Below are 20,461 nucleotides of genomic sequence, written 5' to 3' on the forward strand. Positions count from 1 at the left end.
TCCCCGAATAGCTGACGATCCGGCCGCTGGCTGGAGAACAAAGACGAGTGAACGGCCTCTCGCCAAGAGCAGAAAAAACGTGCAATCTACGGCTGGGGCTGCATATTGAATGACACCTACGGTCAATTTTGGGTTTCTGGTTTCCCACGATCCTATGCTTGTCCAGCTTGGGTCGCAGGCGGAGCGTTACTTTCGCGAAGACCCAGCTATCGCTCTCTTCAAGCTTCGGCAGTTCGCCGAGTTGTTGTCGAAGATCGTCGCCGCACGACATGCCCTCTATCGTGACGAACGCGAGACCTTTGAGGAGACGCTCCGAAAGCTTTCTTTCGCGCGGGTGATTCCCAAGGAGACTGCTGACGTTTTCCATTTCTTGCGGAAAGTCGGCAATGCTGCGGTTCATGAGGCGAAGGGCACCCATGCTGAGGCGATGTCGGCACTGAAGTTCGCTCGGCAACTTGGAGTTTGGTTTCACCGCACTTATGGAAAGCAGTCCAACTTCAATCCGGGCACCTTTATCGCGCCACCTGAGCCGTCCGATAATACAGCGGAACTTAGGGCGAAGATTGAGGCGTTGGAAGGTCGTATCAAGGAAGTTGAAGCCGCCGCCGCCAACGCAAGCAAGATGGCGACAGACAAGGCAACCGCACTTGAAACCGCCGAAGATCGGCTAAAGCGGGAAACTGAAGATCGGGGCATCTGGGAAGCCATTGCCCAAGAATTGGAGGACGACAAAACCAAGCTTGTAAGCCGTCTTTCGGAACTGGAACACAAAGGCGTAGACCCCACAGATCGAGCATTGTCAGCCCTAACGTCAGCCTTGAAATTGGAAGAACCGACCGATCCATTCGGTGATGAGCCATTGCTGGATGCCGAGGTTGAGAAGCGACTTTCCGTTCTGCAAGCTGAAGCCGAGAAGACATCGAATACCGAAACGCAAGCGCTTGTTGAACGCGGCGAACGTGCTGCTGCCCAGTATGATCTCGATGAGTCCTCGACCCGAGCGCTAATTGATCAACAGCTACGGGATCGCGGTTGGGAAGTTGATTCTAAGTCCCTTCGGTATGCAGAAGGTTCGCGTCCAATCAAGGGACGGAATTTGGTAATAGCGGAGTGGCCTACAAAAAGCGGCCCAGCCGACTACGCACTGTTCTGCGGCCTAACGCTGGTAGGCGTCGTGGAGGCAAAGCGAAAACGTAAGAACGTATCTGCCGCGATAGATCAAGCAGAACGGTACTCTGTAGGACTGGTGCAGCAACCTGACTTCGCTTTCGCCGGAGGACCGTGGAGAGATCACAGGGTGCCTTTCGTATTCTCCGCGAATGGGCGCTCCTACCTTAAACAGATCGAGACAGAGAGTGGCATCTGGTTCCGCGATACGCGAAGGGCCGCCAATCATCGTCGGGCTCTTGTCGATTGGCCGACTCCTGGCGGCCTTGCGGCACTCCTGGCAATTGATCAGGACGCTGCCACTGAAGCCCTCAAGACTTTACCGTTCGATTTCGGCTTTCCGCTTCGTGACTATCAGCAACATGCAATTGAAGCGGTAGAGGAAGCGCTGGAAACCGAGCGTCGAACCATGCTGTTGGCCATGGCGACCGGTACAGGGAAGACCAAGCTGGCGATAGCCATGCTCTATAGGCTGCTCGCCACCAAACGTTTCCATCGAATTTGCTTTGTGGTTGACCGATCTGCGCTTGGTCATCAGGCTGCGGGCGAATTTTCAACCACTAAGATCGTTTCCGGCAGGGCGTTCGCTGATATTTTTGGGCTTAAGAAGCTTGAGGACATAACACCTGATAGTGAGACCAAGGTTCACATTTGCACCATTCAGGGACTGGTAAAACGCGTTCTCTACACAGCGGATGATTCTGAGGCCCCGCCGATAGATCAGTATGATCTAATTGTGGTTGATGAGTGCCATCGTGGCTATCTCCTGGACCGCGAAATGTCCGATGCTGAACTGAGCTTCCGTGGGCAAGACGACTACATCTCAAAATATCGACGGGTGTTGGAATATTTTGATGCCGTCAAGATTGGCCTTACGGCAACACCAGCCCTTCATACGACAGAGATATTTGGGGACCCGATCTTCACTTATTCTTATCGAGATGCAGTAGTTGAAGGACATCTTATCGATCACGAACCGCCGATCAGGATCGAAACCGCGCTTGCTAAAGCTGGTATCGTCTTCGAAAAGGACGAGCAGCTTGAATTGCTGAACACAAAGACCGGCGAAGTCAATCTGGCTCACGCGCCGGATGAAATCCGGTTCGAGGTTGACAAATTCAACAAGCAAGTTATTACGCCAGAATTCAACAGGGTCGTTGCCGAGGAATTGGCGAAGCAGATTGATCCATCATTCGGCAAAACGCTGATTTTTGCGGCTACCGATGCACATGCCGATATTGTCGTGAGTGCAATAAAAACTGCGTTCGCAAAACAATACGGCGAGATCGAAGACGCGGCAGTTAAAAAGATTACAGGAAGCGTTGACAAGGTTCAGGGTCTCATCCGATCTTATCGCAACGACACTAATCCGAGAGTTGCCGTCACGGTTGACCTTCTGACCACCGGCATCGATGTCCCTTCAATCACAAATCTCGTTTTCTTGCGCCGCGTGAACAGTCGAATTCTGTATGAACAGATGATCGGTCGGGCAACGCGCCAGTGCCCAGAGATTGGCAAGGAAGTCTTTCGAATTTTCGACGCCGTAGACCTGTATCCGCACTTGCAAGACCTGACTGACATGAAGCCTGTCGTGGTTAATCCCTCGATTAGCTTCGAGCAACTGGTTAGAGAACTGATCGCCGCCGATGAAGTCGATCATAGAGAAAGTGTTCGACAACAGTTAGCCGTGAAGTTGCGCCGTAGGCTCAAGAAGATGCCTGCCGAGGCTAGAGACCAATTTGAGGCCGTAGCCGGAGAAGCGCCAGAACAAACGTTGAAGCGCTTGCTTACCGAACAGTCGGCAACGCTTTCCAAATGGTTTTCTGACCGTGCGGCTGTAGGACCAATTTTGGACTGGCGCAGCGATGGCGATACGCCACGGTTCGTTCCGATTTCAACGCATGCCGATGAGGTCGTCGCAGTTACGCGCGGTTACGGCCAAGCGGTAAAGCCTGAGGACTTCCTCAACAGTTTCACTGCCTATGTGCGCGACAACGTAAACAACATAGCCGCCCTGAAGTTAGTCTTGCAGCGTCCGCGCGACCTGACGCGGACGCACTTGAAAGAATTGCGCATGGCCCTCGACCTAAAGGGCTTCTCTGAGGCCAATCTCCGCCGCGCGTGGGCCGACGCGAAGAACGAAGATATCGCCGCGTCCATCATCGGCTTTGTGCGTCAGGCTGCACTGGGCGACCCCTTGGTCCCGTATGCCGAACGGCTAAACGCTGCCATGCGTTCCGTGATGGCCAGCAGGGCGTGGTCGGCCCCGCAGAAGGGGTGGTTGAAGCGAATTGGCGAACAGATAGAAAAATCAATCGTGGTGGACCGAGAAACCATCGACACCAACGAGCCTTTCGCATCTGACGGCGGTTTCAGGCGGTTGAACAAGGTATTTGACGGCGAGCTAGAAAACGTTATTGCCGTTATCAACGAAGAGATTTGGAAGAGGACGGCCTGATGACTACCACCACCGACATCGTTGCTAAGCTATGGTCGCTGTGTCACGTCCTGCGAGACGATGGCGTTACGTACAATGAGTACGTAACAGAACTCACATTTTTGCTTTTTCTAAAAATGCTGGAAGAGACTGGCAAAGAAAGCCGTCTGCCGAAGGCTTATCGCTGGAAGGAATTGGAGAAGCGCGAGGGTCTCGATCAGCTTGACTATTATAAGCGTCTGCTTCTCGATCTCGGCCAACCTACCGTCAAGGATGTTCTGGTCCGTGCGATATTTACCGACGCGCAGACGCGCCTTCGTAAGCCCACCAACCTGAAGGCCCTGGCTTCTAGCATAGACCAGTTGGACTGGTTTTCTGCTCGGGAAGAAGGTCTGGGGAATCTTTATGAAGGATTGTTGGAGAAGAACGCTTCGGACAAAAAGTCCGGTGCTGGCCAATATTTCACTCCGCGTCCTCTGATCGATTGCATTGTTCGGTTGCTGAAACCACAGCCCGGTGAAACAGTGCAGGACCCGGCAGCGGGCACGGCGGGCTTCCTTGTAGCCGCTGATCGCTACGTCAAGGATCGTTCCGACGATCTCTACAAACTGTCGGAACAGCAGGCGTTCTTTCAGCGCAACAACGCCTTTGTTGGTGGCGAATTGGTGCCTGACACCCACCGCCTATGCATGATGAATCTATTGTTGCATGGCATCGAGGGTGGCGTTGAATTGGCTGACACGCTGTCACCGGACGGCGAACGTCTATCAAAGGCCGATATCGTTTTAACTAATCCTCCCTTCGGCACCAAAAAGGGCGGCGGTCGTCCAACGCGTTCGGACTTCTCGATCACTGCCGATACGTCGAACAAGCAGCTTGCATTCTTGGAACATGTCGTTCGTGCACTTAAGCCCGGAGGACGTGCGGCGGTGGTTGTACCGGATAACGTTCTATTCGAAGACAACACGGGGCAGCGACTTCGGTCCTGGCTTATGGAGCTTTGCAATTTACACACGATCCTGCGGCTGCCTACCGGCATCTTCTATGCGCAGGGGGTGAAAACTAATGTGCTTTTCTTCCAGCGTGGGAAGTTAGACAAAGCGAACACGAAGGCGGTTTGGGTTTACGATATGCGAGCCGATGCTCCGGCCTATGGCAAAACCCGGCCTTTGACATCGAAGGACTTCGCTGACTTCGAAAAAGAATATGGCAACGATCCGAATGGTTCGACCAAGCGCAAGGATAAAGGTAAGGAAGGTCGCTGGCGTTGCTTCACGCGAGAAGAAGTCAAGGGCCGCAATGATAATCTCGATATTTCGTGGTTGCGGAATACGGAGCTTGATACGGAGGAACACTTAACAGAGCCGGAAGACATCGCCGCCGCAATCATCGACCATCTCAAGGCTGCGTTGGAGGGGATCGAGACGCTATCTGAAGAATTGGAGCCGGTCGTAGTGAATGAAACGGTGTCAGAGGCAGCAGAATGATAAAGATGCCGAATGGATGGGAACAAGTTACCCTTGCAGATTGTGCAGTCCTAAATCCTAGACATCAAGGTATTCCGTCCCGCACTACAGTGTCGTTTGTCCCAATGCCAGCAGTTCGCGACATCACTGGTGAAATTGAAGGCGCACAAGATCGACCGTTTTCAGAGGTCTCAAAGGGCTATACTCATTTTCAGACCGGCGATGTCATCTTTGCGAAGATCACGCCCTGCATGGAAAACGGTAAGATTGCAGTTGCCAGAAAGCTAACAGGCGGCCTCGCATGTGGCTCTACTGAATTTCATGTGCTGCGTCCGCTCGGCGATATCTCTCCGGACTTTATATGGCGATTTCTAAGACAAAAATCGTTTCGAGCAGATGCCGAAGCTGCCATGACGGGAGCGGTGGGTCAACGCCGCGTTCCACTCGATTATTTGAAAGCTCAGATGCTTCCACTCCCACCCCTCAACGAGCAGCGGCGGATAGTGAAGAAAATCGATGGTCTAACCGCACAATCGCGATACGCTAACGACCACCTCAATCACATTCCTCGGCTTGTTGAGAAATACAAGCAAGCCATCTTGGCGGCGGCGTTTCGGGGTGATCTGACACGGGGATGGCGGAGCACAAATAAAAATGAATCCGGCTGGGAGGCATCAACCATCGGTGATGTGGCCACCATAGCCAGCGGCCAGACGCCAAAAGGTATTGAAGACGCACTTTCTGCAAATGGTGAAATATCCTGGTTCAAGGTCTCAAGCATGAACGAGGCCGCGAATTTGGAGGGTCTTCGTTCTTCTCAATTCCGCCTTTCACGCAACAAAGCAATGGCCCTTGGGCTGCGGATGTATGAGCCGGGATCAATCACTTTTCCAAAGAGAGGTGGGGCGATCGCTACAAACAAGAAGCGACGACTTCTGGTCGCGGGTGCTCTTGATCTAAATCTTATGGTGCTTACCGCCCGGAAGGTCACCCCAGAATTTCTCTGGTGGTGGATGGACAAACTGGATTTATCAACAATCAGCAACGGCTCAAATGTTCCGCAGATAAACAACGGAGACATCGCGCCGCTCGCTATCCAAGTTCCACCAATTGCGGAGCAGAATGAAATCTGTCGGCGCATTCAAGCAGCCGTTTCTTGGATCGACCGTCTCGTGACCGAAACCACGAGCGCCCGCAAGCTAATTGTTCATCTCGACCAAGCCATCCTAGCCAAAGCATTTCGGGGTGAACTTGTCCCGCAGGACCCCAACGATGAACCCGCAAGTGTTCTGTTGGAGCGGAACAAGGCAGAACGAGCAGGTCAGGTGTCAACAAAGCGTTCAAAGCGGGCCAGGAAGTAGCTTCCCAGAATAATTGAGGTCGCTCTGTGACTGAGATAGACGCATTTTCCTTAACCACGGTTCCTGTTGAGCAGCTTGCTAACAATACCTCGATGGGAAATGCGACCGCTTTCGTCTGGAAGCAGGGTGCCCAGCACTACCTGATAACGAATTGGCATGTAGTCACAGGTAGAAATACAAGAACCCGAGTTCTTGAAACCCCGGCTGCGCCCGACACGCTTCGATGTCTTTTCAATATCCGCATCGGAGATTTCGGAAAGCAAAAATGGGACATTCGAATTCGAGATGAAAATCATCAACCTTCGTGGCTCATTCGGCCCGGTATGCCCGGCGTCGATGTTGTGGCGATCCCCATTCCGATGACAGGAAACGATCCGGTCATAAACATGTACCCAATCAATACTCTTCTTTCGAAGCCGCTCAGAGTAAAAATTGGAATGGATGTCTTTGTACTTGGCTATCCGTTCGGAAATGCGCCCCCAGCTTTCCCGGTTTGGAAACGCGGTAGCATTGCCTCGGAGCCCGATATCGTTCGGATGACAACCGGCTATTATCTTGTCGATACAGCCTCCCGCCCGGGAATGTCTGGCGCGCCGGTAATTCTTCAAAACTGGACGAACGACTACGTCGAAGGGTCAGTGCGCGCGTTCAATGATATGCCAGCCACCAACTTTATCGGCGTTTACTCAGGCCGTCTGCATTCGGCAAAGGAAGAAGCCCAGATTGGAATGGTATGGCATGCGTCGTTTGTTGAAGAAATCATCGCGATGAACACGCTTGATACCTGAAGCCTACTCGGCCATGTCCACAAAAGCTGTCCATTAGACGGTGTGTCAGAATTCAGCAATTATGGGACGCCAACCATTCAGCGCAAAATCAATGGCTTGCTTGTGTCATATATCCGTGTCATAATTGAGCATGAAAATCGGATATGCGCGCGTGAGCACTGTCGGCCAATCGACCGATGGTCAGGTCGAGCAACTTCGTGCGGCAGGCTGCGGTCAGATCGTGGAAGAGACTGCCAGCGGCGCTGCCTCAGATCGCCCAGCCCTCCGCAAACTTCTTCAGTCGTTAGGTCCTGGAGATTCCCTGGTCGTCGTTCGACTAGACCGATTGGCAAGATCAACAATCGATCTCCTCACCATGTTGAAAACTGTCGCAGATCGCGGCGCATCGTTCTTGTCACTCCAAGAAAGCTGGGCCGACACGACGACGGCAGCAGGCCGCCTGATCCTGACTGTCATCGGCGGGCTCGCAGAGTTCGAACGCGAATTGATTAAGTCACGGACTGCCGAGGGCCGAGAACGGGCAATGTCACGGGGCGTCCGCATGGGCCGCAAACACAAGCTGACGCCGCATCAGCAGGCGGAAGTTCGAAAGCGAAAGGCCGAAGGCCATTCTGTCAGGGAGTTAGGGCGGTCGTATAACGTGTCAGCAAATACGATAAGTCGGATTAAATGAGACCTCGACCTCTCGAAACTGCGCCCTGACATCTAATTGCTTCTGATCATCTGACTCGACATGACCGTAAGTCTGTTGAAACCTCGACGGCGCTTTCGGCAGATTGCAAAGAATTGGTTGTTGGCCGCACCGCCTCTCCGCTCACCCTCCATGACAAATTCATCCGCCGCGATCTTTATTTTGCCCCTTTCGCGAGTGCCGGTCGATCAATTCGCGAAGCATCGTGACTGGACTCTCGCGATAGCCACGACTTCCATTCGCGTCGGCTAACGCTCGTTCGAATTGGTTCATACGGACCTGTCTCGCGTCGGTGTAGTGCGCCTCATTGTCTTTTTCTATCATTTTTGGATAGGTAATAAGCTGCCGCACTGTTGCGGCACAATCGGAATTACCGGTTATCTCGCAGGATCGAGCGACGATTTCTAGTGCAACGCTTAAATCAGCGAAATCGTACGCACTGACCGAACGTCCTACTGCCTCGGCAATGTTACTCAGAGTTTTTGCGCATTGGATAGTAATCTGAACGATACCAGCATCGGCGGCCATTATTCCGTAAGCGGCCAAATGATCCGATGCAGCGTTCAGCGCAACTTTTGAAGGACGTTCGCCATCGTGAAAGAAACCCGAGGCCCAACTGATCTGCCATATGAGCGCATCCGTGACGGCGGAGATATGCGCTTCAGAGACTGGATTGACCACTTCGCAAATTAAGACGTGCCAAATGCGTTCAAGTGAGTCGATGACCAATTTCAACAGCAACGCTTCGCCAAAGTTGATCTTACAGATTTCGCGATAATGGCCTCGCACGACCTCCATCATCTTAACAAGATCGGCATAGGGGTTTAGGCGCGGACGCTCAGGGTTTACTTGAATGCGTGATGCGACGTTTTGGAGCAAAAATGGGATGCTAGCTTCAAAGCTTGAACTATAGGGAGGATAAATGTTCAACCTGCGCAAACCGGCCTGATCGGCGGTGACCTCATAAGGAAGCAGACTTGCGAACTCGCGAAGTATCGCTTCCAAACGCATGTGATCAAATTGGCCCGACTCAATTTCAGCCTTCACCGAGAGCAATATCGCGCTTGAAGCCTGATAAATTGTAATTTGTTGTGACGTAGCATATCCATTGACAACAATCGCGAACAACGTTTCGATTGCTTGTGTGACAGACGGGCGAATATCCGCTTCGGATGATGTGCTCGTAATGAACTTCTGTAAAAGTGAGATTGCTGTCAGCGTTGCGTCGAGCATCTGGCCTCTCAACACCGACATGACCAAGCGTTGAAGATAGAATACTGCGCCGAAAGTCAGTGGTGCCTCGTTAACTCCCCAACTTGTTGGCGCGACCATCCTAGTTGTCTGCTCAAGCGTCGTTCCCATGGTGTTGAGACATTGTTGCACAACTCTTTCATTCTTTGAGATAATCGCGTCGTCAGCGATACGTAGAACAGCCTCGTAGATTGGATTAAGCACGTCTGCAATGTCACTTTGGGGACCTGCAAACAGAAACTGATCTTCAACATGCAGAAGTACGCTCTTGCGTCGCAAGTTAGTATATTCACTCGCAAGAAGCCCTAGAGCGGAAATAGCTGCAATTGTTGCGTTCGAGTCGCGTCGCGCTATGAAACGGTGCGCGGACTCTTGGAGTTGAGATGTCCAATACTTTATCTCACTTGGGACGGTACTCTTGGAGATCATCATCGCATGCGTAATCTGATCGCCTGCACCAGTCGCACCGACCGACGCGACATGCACCCGTACAACTTTGTCAGCAAGCCGAGAGTGAAAAACAAGCCTACGCTTAAAATCAGCTACGAGCCGCTCAATTGCCGTTTCAGGAACAAGAAGCTTAAGCGTAGTCACATAGAACAGGCGAAGCGCGTCGAACGAGAGTCCTAGAAGTACAAATTGTGCGATTAGTGTCCATTGCGCTGCAATGTGACCTCTCAAAAAATTTGTTCCAAGCAAAAGGGAAATAGCGGTCGTCGTCACAAGCACAACAAACATGCCAACAAGCGTTCGATCCGAAGCAAAGAAGCGTAGAATCGGCGTTGAAAACAACTCGGCTGCCCGTTGGGCTGGAATTATTGATAGAGACAACACCAAAGCGAGGGACGCGCCGATCATCTGTGCCGCAGCCAGATGTGTTTCGCTTGCTTTGTCGATCTCAAAATCAAAAAAAACTAGCAACGGTGTGGCTGCAATCAAAGAAATTGCGGTAGCGGAAAATCGAAGAGCGTAATGGGCCCCGTGGGTAATCCAAGATTTGGTACGTAGATGAAATGAGATCAACGTCTTGAGATAAGCCACGTGGGTTTGGCGGCGGAAACGGATCATCTCGTTACGTAATCTTGCGATAACCCTCAATCTTGACTCAATGATTTCACTCGTGTCGGCAGAGGCTTCAGAGGTGGAGACTTCAACTGCGGCTCTGGGCGGTCTCATGAATCGCTTTCGCGGATTGTTATTCGGAAAGATTTTCCGGCTCATCGCGCTATCTCTCGGGCGGGTTTTGCGCTGAGAGCCATTGTCCAGCGGTACGCGCGATCTTCGTTTTGTTCGGTCTGTTTGTAAATAGGTGAGTGTATTGCAACTCTCAAAACCGATGTCGTTCCGTTCAGTGCGACACCTGCCGATGGCGCTACGCTGGCCAGATCGCGCGCCGCATTCTTCCAAACGCGCGCCGGTTTTCCAACGTAGAGATGGACTTTTGCGATGCAAGCTTCCGCTCGTGGGCGTCCCATGTCCGGAACGTGGTCGAGTACCGACGCGCGCAATCGAAATGGTGGAACGAGGTAAGCCTGAGCATATGGCTGTGCCGAGATCAGCGGGCGCGGGGCATCGTTGCACTCGGTTCGGTCCAGGAGGCAGAACTTGTCGAGGCATTTGACCGTTGGCCGACTACCCTCCAGCCCTTTGCTCCAGAGAATGTTCGTGCGGAGGTGTATCGCTCATTGCATCCGGCCAGGATCGCCATCATTCCAAACGGTCGGCGGTACCAATCGATCAGTTTCAGCGTTGGACCCCGGAGATTAAGCGCTGCAAGTCCGGCCACGGATCGTGAGCCAATGAGTGTACCCATCGAGATCGCTGCTATGCCGTGCATCTTCTGAGAGACGAACCTCAGCATATTTCGACCCCTTCATTTTTTGCGCGATGAGGCCAAATCACTTCTTCGAAGCTCTCCTGATCTTCATCCGACCCGAACAAAATCGCCACGATCTCGACAGCTTGGAATTCATAGCCGCATGAATCTATCCAAGCCGAGACATCCGGCGAGCGTTCGACGTAAATCAGGTAGAGGTCGTTTACCTTCGTCGGCCAATATTTCCCATCGAATAACATCCTGAGCATTGTCGCGGGACTTGGGTGGTCGAAAAGGAAGCCACAGTATCGGCTGGGCTCGATGTGTGTGCGCTCAAAGCCGAGATTGATTTGCTTCGCGACATCAATGGCATCTACAATTGGCATTGGATAAAGACAGAATGAGGTTTTCATCCTGTATTTAGGCGTCAGCGAAGACTGTCACGCCGCCAGTGGCGACATCATCGGTTCGATAGATGGTAGGCTCCGCTCACGTGATAGCCGGTCGGGCATGAGCCCGTTCTCTGAAACTCCAGCCGCGATCCTGCGAGGCAGAGGCAGTAGTCGCCTGACGCCCTATAATCAATCGTACAAGCGCTGACCCTCGGGAGAATCAGATGCGGCTCCCGGCCCAGTCCGGCCGGGCCGAGGACCGGCGAAGCCGCTGCGGGTCCAGACGTGATCGCGGCTGAGTTCGTGAAGATGCACGAAGGCACCGTGACGGATACGGACATCGTCTACAACGGCGCACGCGCTATGGCTTAGTCAGGCTCGCTCCCGGCGCGCCGCCATCGAAGGGCACCGTTGACCGCAGTCGTGCTTCCGCTCTTCAATCTGTCGGATATCAAGGGGACAGACCTCGCATCCTGAACAGGCGCTCGAATGCTGCCTCATTCCGCTTGAACATTTCTTCTGCCACAGCCTTCTCGCTCTGCGGCCTCGTGTCGGGATGGTGAGCCTTCCGAAAGGCGGTTCGGGCTGCCTTGACGAGGAAGTCGGGCGCTGATTGATGCAATCCCACTTCAACGTGATCAGGATCGGCGCTGACCTTCGCCCACAAGCGCTTAAGCTCGACCAACTCTGCTGGCGCAACGCCTGCGCGTTCAGCCAAGGTGGTGGCGGTCACGTTGAGGATGGCAAACTCGCGTCCCATCGCGCCCATGATCTGCTCGAACTCGTCTGCCCGTTCCCTTTGCTTGTTCAAGGCAGCGCTCAGCCGAGCGATAGCCGAGGCAGCGATTTTCGCTTCAGCTTCGCTCTCGCGACTGACGCGCTCAAGCTCTTGCTCGGCCACAATGCATCGGCGCTCGGCCTCCCTAAGCCGTTCTACAAGGCTCTGCTGAGGCAGGGAGAGGGCGGATGGCTGAGCCGGACTAGGAAGCCGGGGCGTCGGGAAAACGCTCACGCGGCCTCCTGAATGGTTTGGAGCCGGTTCCGGGTTCGTCTTGGGGTTGGCCAACCACTTACAAGATCGAAAGCGCCAAAGAACTCAGCCAGCGGCTCCAGGTGGGCTTCTGGGACCGCTGCCGCGAGCGAGACCACACCAGCGGCCTCCAGCTTCCGGCGCATCTCATCCGCAATGCGCTCATCAGGACGCTCGTTGCCAGGACCCCACATGTCAAACAGCACCCATCGGCCGTCAGAGGTACGGCGCAGTTCAGCGACAGTACCCGGCGAGGCAGTCGAGACAACGTAACAGTCTCGGCCGGTCGCCACGTGAAGTACCCGTTCGCGAAGACAGTTTCGTAGCTGCATCGACGCCGCTCGAAGGTCGGCCACGCCGAGTACGGTGAGGTCGGGATCGCTCAGAGCCGGTGGTGCCGCGAGCGGCCGGTCAAGCCTCCGGAGCCAGGATGCCGCCCAGGTTGACAGTCCAATAACCTGGGGCAACACGGCAACCGACCGCCGCAGTTCCGCAGTCGTGGCGGTCGAGACGGTCGCTCGGATCAGGCGGACCGCCGCGTTCGCCTGCTCAGCGCCGTCCAGGTCAGTCACACGCTCAAATACCCGCTGATGGAGGAGCGCCGAATCGAGAGCGAGAGCGATCTCCAGCCGCTCCTCTGTTAGCTTGCCTGGAAACTGCCGGATGAGGTCGGCTCGCTCGCGTTCCTCAGGCTCAGCGAAAAGGCGGAAGAGGTCCCGATAAAGCCCGAGCCGACTGAAAGGGTCGGGTCCGACCCGCTTGAACGTCCCGAGCAAGGCATCAGGAACGCTGTCGTAAATGACCCTGAGGACTTGAGCAGGCTTCAGCAGAACCAACGAGCGGGCCGATTGAGCAAGTGGATCGCGGCACTGGACGCCAGAGGCCGCTCCCAGAGCCCCTGCAAGGGTCCGAGCGTTTTGCTCCATCTCAGCTAAGGCTGCGAAGACGCATTGCCGCTTCAAATCGGATGCCGTCAGCACATGACCAAAAAAGTGAGGCGAGGCCGTATCGAAGTCACAGAGCGCCTGGAGAGGCCATCCGGAGACGGGCCGAGGCTGAACAGCGGTCAACGGGTTAGGCGGCGTGATTTCCATTGCGCAAGGATTCTCTCACGAAACCCGAATTGCGCAAGCGTTTAGCAAAATGAACAGTGGAGACACGGACGGCGAACAAATCAGCATCGAAAGTGTGGCGGTATTTGAGGCGGCTCGATTTGAGCGCTACACCCAAGAGACAGAAATGCTTGATTTTATTGGTGGGCCCGGCAGGACTCGAACCTGCAACCAGACCGTTATGAGCGGTCGGCTCTAAACATTGAGCTATAGGCCCCGCCAGGCGCGAGCGTGCGGCCAGATCAATTCATATTCTCGCTGCGGTGCAGCGCGACGTCCCGTATTTTTCACTTGATAAATAAGGTCGTCTCGTCGACAATCTCGCCAACAAGAAAAGCAGGCGAGGAAACAAATGGCTCAATCGACCGAACAAGACGGCATGCTGATTGACTGGGATGTCGAGATCCGCATGGATGACGGCGTCATGCTGCGCGCCGACGTTTTCCGCCCGATCGATGGTGGTCAGTATCCGGTGCTGTTGACCTACGGTCCCTATGCGAAAGGCCTGTCGTTCCAGGAGGGTTATCCCAGCGCCTGGCAGACCATGGTCGCCGGCCATCCTGACGTAGCCTATGGCTCGACTAACAAATATCAGAACTGGGAAGTCGTCGATCCCGAGAAGTGGGTTCCCCACGGTTACGTCTGCGTGCGCGTGGATTCCCGCGGCACCGGACGCTCGCCGGGCTTCGTCGATCATTTCTCGCCGCGCGAAAGCCGCGATTTCTACGAATGCATCGAGTGGGCCGGCGTGCAGACCTGGTCGAACGGCAAGGTCGGGCTGAACGGAATTTCGTATTACGGCATCAACCAGTGGCAGGTGGCGTCATTGCAGCCGCCGCATCTCGCTGCGATGTGCATCTGGGAAGGTTCCGCGGACTGGTATCGCGACATGACGCATCACGGCGGAATCGTCTCGACGTTCTGGGCGAACTGGTACGACATGCAGGTCAAGACCGTACAATACGGTCTCGGCGAGCGCGGGCCGCGCAGCAAGGTCAACGGCGCGCTGGTGTGCGGCGACGAGACGCTGTCGGACAATGAACTCGCCGCCAACCGCTGCAGCTTCGGCGACGACATTCTCGCGCATCCGCTCGACGACGACTATCATAAGGCGCGTTCGCCGATCTGGGACAACGTCACGGTGCCGTTCCTGTCCGCGGCAAACTGGGGCGGCCAGGGCCTGCACCCGCGCGGCAATTATGAGGGCTATGTTCGGGCGGCATCGAAGGATAAATGGTTGGAATGCCATGGTCTCGAGCACTGGACGCATTTCTACACCGATTACGGCCGCGAGTTGCAGAAGCGGTTCTTCGACTTCTTTCTGAAGGGCGAAGCCAACGGATGGGACAAGCAGCCCAAGGTGCAGCTGCAGGTGCGTCACACCGATCGTTTTGTTGAACGTCACGAGGCCGACTGGCCGCTCCCGTCGACACAGTGGACCAAGTTCTATCTCGATCCCCGCGACCATACGCTGTCTCTCGAGAAGCCGACAGACGCCGCACGGATCTCGTTCGACGCGCTGGGCGATGGTCTCACCTTCATGTCGAAGCCGATGACCGTCGACACCGAGATCACCGGCCCGCTGGCCGCGGGCCTGCGGGTGTCGTCGAGCACCGAGGACGCCGACATCTTCCTGGTGTTCCGCGTCTTCAGCGGGGACCTGCGCGAGCAGACCTTCGTCGGCGCGATCGATCCGCATACGCCGGTGGCGCAGGGCTGGCTGCGCGCGTCGCACCGCAAGCTCGACGACAAGATCTCGACTCCGTACCGGCCGTATCACACCCATGACGAGGTGCAGCCGCTGCAGCCCGGCGTCGCCGTCGATCTCGCGGTCGAGATCTGGCCGACGTCGATCGTCGTGCCGAAGGGCCACCGCATCGCGCTCAGCGTGCGCGGCAAGGATTACATCTGGCAGGAGAAGACCGGCGCCAAGCTGTCGAATTTCAAGAACGAGCTGACCGGATGCGGACCGTTCCTGCACAACGATCCGCGCGACAGGCCAGCTAAAGTATTCGGCGGGACCACCACGCTGCATATCGACGAAGACGGCTCCAGCCACGTGCTGGTGCCGATCGTGCCGACCCAAAAATAAACGGCGAAAACGCCGAACCAAACATCAACCAAGGGAGAGAAACGATGGGTATTTCACGTCGCAATTTCGTTGCCGGCGCGGCCGGCCTCGGCCTGAGCACGGCGCTGGTGTCGCGTCCGGCCCGCGCGGCGGACGAGCCGATCCGCATCGGCCTGCTGACCATCAAGACCGGGCCACTGGCGTCCGGCGGCATCGACATGGAACGCGCCATGATCATGTATCTCAAGGAGCGCGACAACAAGATGTCCGGCCGCCCGGTCGAACTGATCTCCGCCGACACTGCCGGCGTGCCGGCGACGGCGCGCACCAAGACCCAGGAACTGGTCGAGAAGAACAAGGTGCACTGCCTCATCGGGCCGCTCGCGGCCTTCGAGGCGCTGGCGATCGACGACTACATCCGCCAGGCGCAGATCCCGACGCTGTCGGTCGCCGCCGCCGAGGACATGACCCAGCGCAACGCCAATCCGTGGTTCGTCCGCGCCACCTCGACGTCCTCGCAATGCGCGCATCCGCTCGGCGAATACGCGGCGAAGGAATTAAAATACAAGAAGATGATCACGATCGGCGACGACATCGCCTATGGCCACGAAATGTGCGCGGGCTTCCAGCGCGTGTTCGAGGACAATGGCGGCAAGGTGATCCAGAAGCTGTTCTCGCCGCTCGCGGTGCCCGACTACGGTACCTATGTCGGCCAGCTCAAGGAAGCCGACGCGATCTTTCTGGGCTTCGCCGGCTCGAACGGCTTCCGCTTCCTGCGCCAGTTCGTCGACTACGGCATGAAAGACAAGATGGCGGTGATCGGCGGCATGACCGCGCTCGACGAGGCCGTGTTGCGCAACATGGGCGACGAGGCGCTGAACATCGTCACCACCTGCTGGTACTCCGCCGAGCTCGACGCCAAACCGAACCTGACCTTCGCGCCGGCGTTCCGCAAGGAGTTCAAGTACGATCCGGGCTTCTACGCCGCCGGCACCTATGTCAACGGCGCCGTGCTGGAAGCGGCGGTCAAGGCAGTCAACGGCAAGGTGGAGAACAAGGCGGCGTTCATGGCGGCGCTGCGCGCCGTCAACGTCGATACCGCGCGCGGTCCGGTCAAATTCGACGACAAGGGCAACGTGGTCGGCAACGTCTATCTGCGCAAGGTGACGCGCAAGGACGGCCGCCTCGTCAACTCGGTGTTCAAGACCTATCCCGACGTCAGCCAGTTCTGGACTTATGGCGAACAGGCATTTCTCGCCAACCCGGTCTATTCGCGTGATTATCCGCCGGCCAAGAATCTCGAGAAGTGAACTGACCTCGTGAATGCCGCGCCCGATACGGGCGCGGCTTATTTCACCGCGGAGCTAGTTGGATCGCGTGCGATCCGGCGCCTGTCGAGCGGTCCGACGCTGCGGCGTGAATGCGTCGAAATCCTTTGGCTCAATCATGTAGACGCAATGCGTCTGGCTGAGCTGCAGGATGCCCTTCATCAGCACGGCAAAGATCCGTTCGATCCTGTGCATTTCCGTTCCCTTGCAGCATCGGTCGTGTCGCCGATCGTGGTGCCTGACTGTGGGGACGCGCGTCAGCGGTGCAAGCCAAGAGTCGGTGAACCCTTCCACATCTTGTTGTGCGTTGCGGTCGCGTGGTCGCCGGCCTCGATATTGACAAGCTCAACTGCAAATGATCAGTTGATCAATAAAAGCAAAGAGGAAACCAACATGGATATCAAGGTCGGCAAGGACGCCATCGCCGAGGCCAGCAAGAAGCTCTCAAACTGGGGCCGCTGGGGCAAGGAAGACGAGATCGGCACGCTGAACTACGTGACGCCGAAGCACGTCACCGAGGCCGCCAAGCTGGTCAAGCAGGGCAAGGTGTTCGGCATGGGCATTCCGCTGAACCAGCAGGGCCCGCAGAACGGCCTGTTCGGCGGCCGCTGGAATCCGATCCACACCATGCTGGCGACCGGCACCGACGCGATTGCCGGCAACCAGGACATCACCAACAAGATGCGTTACTCGGACGACGCTATCAACATGCCGGTGCAGTCGGCGACGCACTGGGATTCGCTGGGGCACATCTTTTACCAGGACAAGATGTACAACGGCCACGACGCGCGTAACGTCGACAGCCGCGGCGTGCACAAGCTCGGCATCGAGCACACCCGCGACCGCATGGTCGGCCGCGGCGTGCTGCTCGACGTCGCGCGCTTCAAGGGCGTCGAATCGCTCGACGACGGCTACGGCATTTCCAACGACGAACTCGACGCCGTCGCCAAAAAGCAGGGCGTCGAGATCAGGGAAGCAGATTTCGTCATCATCCGCACCGGCCACATGGAGCGCTGCATCAAGAACAAGGCGTGGGGCAACTATGCCGGCGGCGACGCGCCCGGCGTGAAGTTCGAGAACTGCTATTGGAGCTTCGAGAAGAAGATTGCCGCGATCTGCTCGGACACCTGGGGTGTCGAGGTACGTCCCAACGAGACGCCTGAAGTCGCGCAGCCCTGGCACTGGGTGGTGATTCCCGCGATGGGCCTGACGATGGGCGAGATCTTCCATCTCAAAGACCTCGCCGACGACTGCGCCGCCGACGGCGTCTACGAGTTCATGTTCGCCGGCCCGCCGCTGGTGATCACCGGCGGCACGGGATCGCCGATCAACCCGCTGGCGATCAAGTAGTCGCGCAGGTCCAACCGAATCGCTTGGCGCACGGCTCCCGGGTTTCCCGGGAGCCGTTTCTCTTTGACCATCGATGATGGGTAGGGTGGGCAAAGCCTCGACGCGCCCGGCGCGGCGAAGCGTGCCCACGCGTCCATACTTTGCGAACCAAGCGTGGGCACGGCGCAAGGGCGCCTTTGCCCACCCTACAAATCCCCGACTTCTCTCCGCTTGAGCGGGCGCTCTGCAACACGCGATATATCGGTTGCATTTGGCGGGCCCGTCGGGAATTCTCTGCCTGTGGTTGCGCGGCACGCGCCCATGTGACATCTCCTGCCGATATCCGATCGCCGCGGCGGGGATGAGGCCTTCGACCGACGGATCATGATGAGCAAGAAAGCCCTGATCGCAAAAGCCGCGGCAGCGCCGAGGCGCCGGCGGCTTTCTCCGGAAGACCGGCGCAGGGAAATCCTGCAGGCGGCGACGACGTTTTTTTCCGAAGAAGGTTTCAACGGCGGCACGCGGGAGCTGGCGCTGAAGCTCGGCGTGACGCAGCCGCTGCTGTATCGCTACTTTCCGAGCAAGGACCACCTGATCAAGGAAGTCTATCGCACCGTCTATCTCGAGCGCTGGGATCCGCGCTGGGACCGTTTGCTGACCAACCGCACATTGCCGATCCGGGAGCGTTTTGCCGAATTTTATCGATCGTACACGGACGTGATCTTCACCCGCGAGTGGATGCGGATCTATCTGTTTTCCGGCTTGAAGGGCCTCGATATCAACCGCTGGTATCTCGACGTGGTGCAGAAGAAGATCCTGACCCGCATCATCCAGGAATATCGCCATGAGGTTGGGCTTGCGCCGCAGAAAAAGCCTTCCCCGATCGAACTCGAGCTGGCTTGGGCGCTGCACAGCGGCATCTTCTATTACGGCGTGCGCAAGCTGATCTACGAAGCGCCGGTTCTCGAAGACAAGAACGAGGTGATCTCAGTCACCTTGAACGTGTTCCTGCTGGGGATCGGCCGGCTGTTCGGCACCGACATCGGAGAGGTGCCGTCGCGCAAGCCGTTGCTACGCGCCGCGTCAGTACAGCGCAAGAGCGCCGCACGGGCCTGACGGCTTCCGCCATCAGGCCCGAACAGTCCTACAGTCCCAGAATGCGCTTGGCATTGCCGCCGGCAAGCTGCGCCAGCGTGGTCTCGTCCATCCCGTTGACGCCAGCGATGTGGCCGATCGGGTTGTACTCGGCCATGTCGAACGGATAGTCGGTGCCCATTACGATGCGGTCGGGTCCGAACAGGTCGAGCATGTAGGCGAGCTGGTGATAGCTGAACACGACGGTGTCGAGATAGACCTGCCGCAGGTAGGTGGTCGGCGGCAGCGGCAGGTTGCCGTGCGAATCCTGGCGCGCGCCCCAGGCGTGATCGATGCGGCCGGAATAGCCCGGCAGATAGCCGCCGCCGTGCACGGCCATCAGCTTCAGTTCCGGGAAGCGCGCCAGCGTGCCGGAGAAGATCAGGTTATGCAGCGCCAGCGTGGTTTCCAGGGGGTTGCCGAGCACGTTGTTGAAGTAGAAGTGCGTCAGCCGGTCGCCATGCGTGAAGCCGTTGGGATGCATCATGATGAAGGCGCCGAGCTCTTCCGCCTTGGCGAAGAACGGACGGAACTTGGGATCCGACAATTCCTGGCCGTCGACGTTGGTCAGGATCTCGACACCCTTGAGCTTGAGATGGTTCATGATGTAGTCGAGTTCGCGCACCGCGATCTCGGGCTCCTGAAGTGTCACCACGCCGAGGCCGACGAAACGGTCCGGGCGCCGCGCGCAATATTCGGCGACGCCGTCATTGGCCATGCGGTGCGCGGCTTCCGCGATCTTGGCATCGACCGAGTAGTAGCACTGGCCGGGCGCGGGGGCGACGACCTGGATGTCGATGCCCATCCGGTCGAGATCGAACAGGCGCTGGTCGATCGTCGTCATGACATTGGCGATGTCCTTGTCCTGCAGCGCGTTGATCTCGCGGGTCGCTTCGTCCGAGAAGTGCGCTAGAGGAATGCGGCTCATGTCGACATGCGGCTGCGCATGCGCGGAGGCCTGCGGCACCACGATGTGGGCGTGGATGTCCACGGTGAGCGATTGCGGTCGCCGCGCGCGGCCGTCGGCGTCATGGATACGGGCGGCGGTTCGGCCGTAACGGTTTTTCTTGTCAATCATGGTGTACACT

15 protein-coding genes and 1 tRNA gene are annotated in these 20,461 nt (G+C 56.7%); 9 read left to right on the top strand and 7 right to left on the bottom strand.

The window, feature by feature from the left end; all coding sequences use genetic code 11:
* Window positions 1–109 precede the first annotated feature (109 nt).
* The 5 genes from hsdR to FNL56_RS09135 all read left to right on the top strand — a co-directional run bounded on the left by hsdR (window position 110) and on the right by FNL56_RS09135 (window position 7,892).
* The gene (gene hsdR / locus FNL56_RS09115; protein WP_143581944.1) at window positions 110–3,625 is read left to right on the top strand and encodes a type I restriction-modification system endonuclease; all 3,516 of its coding nucleotides are present in this window, start codon (window positions 110–112) and stop codon (window positions 3,623–3,625) included.
* On the top strand, window positions 3,625–5,091 hold the full coding sequence (locus FNL56_RS09120) for a class I SAM-dependent DNA methyltransferase (RefSeq protein WP_143581945.1): 1,467 nt from the start codon (window positions 3,625–3,627) through the stop codon (window positions 5,089–5,091). Before hsdR ends, FNL56_RS09120 begins: the two co-directional genes overlap by 1 nt.
* Window positions 5,092–5,195: 104 nt before the next feature.
* Entirely contained in the window at window positions 5,196–6,431 is a 1,236-nt protein-coding gene (locus FNL56_RS09125) for a restriction endonuclease subunit S (protein ID WP_168204655.1), read from the top strand.
* Window positions 6,432–6,457: 26 nt separating this feature from the next.
* Window positions 6,458–7,219, top strand: a complete 762-nt coding sequence (locus tag FNL56_RS09130) for a S1 family peptidase (protein ID WP_143581947.1) — start codon at window positions 6,458–6,460, stop codon at window positions 7,217–7,219.
* Between the two features lie 130 nt (window positions 7,220–7,349).
* A complete protein-coding gene (locus FNL56_RS09135; protein WP_143581948.1) occupies window positions 7,350–7,892 on the top strand; it encodes a recombinase family protein in 543 nt (180 codons plus the stop codon).
* A gap of 159 nt (window positions 7,893–8,051) precedes the next feature.
* On the opposite strand, the gene FNL56_RS09140 is transcribed toward FNL56_RS09135, so the two are convergent.
* From FNL56_RS09140 to FNL56_RS09160, 5 genes are all read right to left on the bottom strand, one after another.
* Entirely contained in the window at window positions 8,052–10,382 is a 2,331-nt protein-coding gene (locus tag FNL56_RS09140) for a hypothetical protein (RefSeq protein ID WP_143581949.1), read from the bottom strand.
* A gap of 633 nt (window positions 10,383–11,015) precedes the next feature.
* The gene (locus FNL56_RS09145; protein WP_143581950.1) at window positions 11,016–11,390 is read right to left on the bottom strand and encodes a hypothetical protein; all 375 of its coding nucleotides are present in this window, start codon (window positions 11,388–11,390) and stop codon (window positions 11,016–11,018) included.
* A gap of 430 nt (window positions 11,391–11,820) precedes the next feature.
* Entirely contained in the window at window positions 11,821–12,381 is a 561-nt protein-coding gene (locus tag FNL56_RS09150) for a hypothetical protein (protein WP_143581951.1), read from the bottom strand.
* Entirely contained in the window at window positions 12,378–13,493 is a 1,116-nt protein-coding gene (locus FNL56_RS09155) for a hypothetical protein (RefSeq protein WP_143581952.1), read from the bottom strand. The genes FNL56_RS09150 and FNL56_RS09155 overlap by 4 nt, the downstream gene beginning before the upstream one ends.
* 159 nt (window positions 13,494–13,652) lie before the next feature.
* Window positions 13,653–13,728: transfer RNA gene (locus tag FNL56_RS09160), tRNA-Ile, on the bottom strand.
* Window positions 13,729–13,863: 135 nt separating this feature from the next.
* Here FNL56_RS09160 and FNL56_RS09165 point away from each other — a divergent pair.
* Together FNL56_RS09165 and FNL56_RS09170 are read left to right on the top strand one after the other, a co-directional pair.
* On the top strand, window positions 13,864–15,603 hold the full coding sequence (locus FNL56_RS09165; protein ID WP_210245491.1) for a CocE/NonD family hydrolase: 1,740 nt from the start codon (window positions 13,864–13,866) through the stop codon (window positions 15,601–15,603).
* Between the two features lie 44 nt (window positions 15,604–15,647).
* Window positions 15,648–16,892, top strand: coding sequence for an ABC transporter substrate-binding protein (locus tag FNL56_RS09170; protein WP_143572492.1), 1,245 nt, complete (start codon window positions 15,648–15,650; stop codon window positions 16,890–16,892).
* Between the two features lie 54 nt (window positions 16,893–16,946).
* Here FNL56_RS09170 and FNL56_RS27655 read toward each other — a convergent pair whose 3' ends face one another.
* Window positions 16,947–17,105 (bottom strand): hypothetical protein, encoded by a 159-nt coding sequence (locus FNL56_RS27655; protein WP_168202892.1) that lies wholly within the window; start codon window positions 17,103–17,105, stop codon window positions 16,947–16,949.
* Window positions 17,106–17,303: 198 nt separating this feature from the next.
* Here FNL56_RS27655 and FNL56_RS09175 point away from each other — a divergent pair, with 198 nt between their 5' ends.
* On the top strand, window positions 17,304–18,260 hold the full coding sequence (locus tag FNL56_RS09175; RefSeq protein WP_246661638.1) for a cyclase family protein: 957 nt from the start codon (window positions 17,304–17,306) through the stop codon (window positions 18,258–18,260).
* Window positions 18,261–18,626: 366 nt separating this feature from the next.
* Window positions 18,627–19,355, top strand: a complete 729-nt coding sequence (locus tag FNL56_RS09180; protein ID WP_143572493.1) for a TetR/AcrR family transcriptional regulator — start codon at window positions 18,627–18,629, stop codon at window positions 19,353–19,355.
* Window positions 19,356–19,383: 28 nt separating this feature from the next.
* Here FNL56_RS09180 and FNL56_RS09185 read toward each other — a convergent pair whose 3' ends face one another.
* A complete protein-coding gene (locus FNL56_RS09185) occupies window positions 19,384–20,451 on the bottom strand; it encodes an amidohydrolase family protein (protein ID WP_143572494.1) in 1,068 nt (355 codons plus the stop codon).
* Window positions 20,452–20,461 lie beyond the last annotated feature (10 nt).

The organism is Tardiphaga sp. vice304 (assembly GCF_007018905.1).
Lineage (GTDB): Bacteria > Pseudomonadota > Alphaproteobacteria > Rhizobiales > Xanthobacteraceae > Tardiphaga.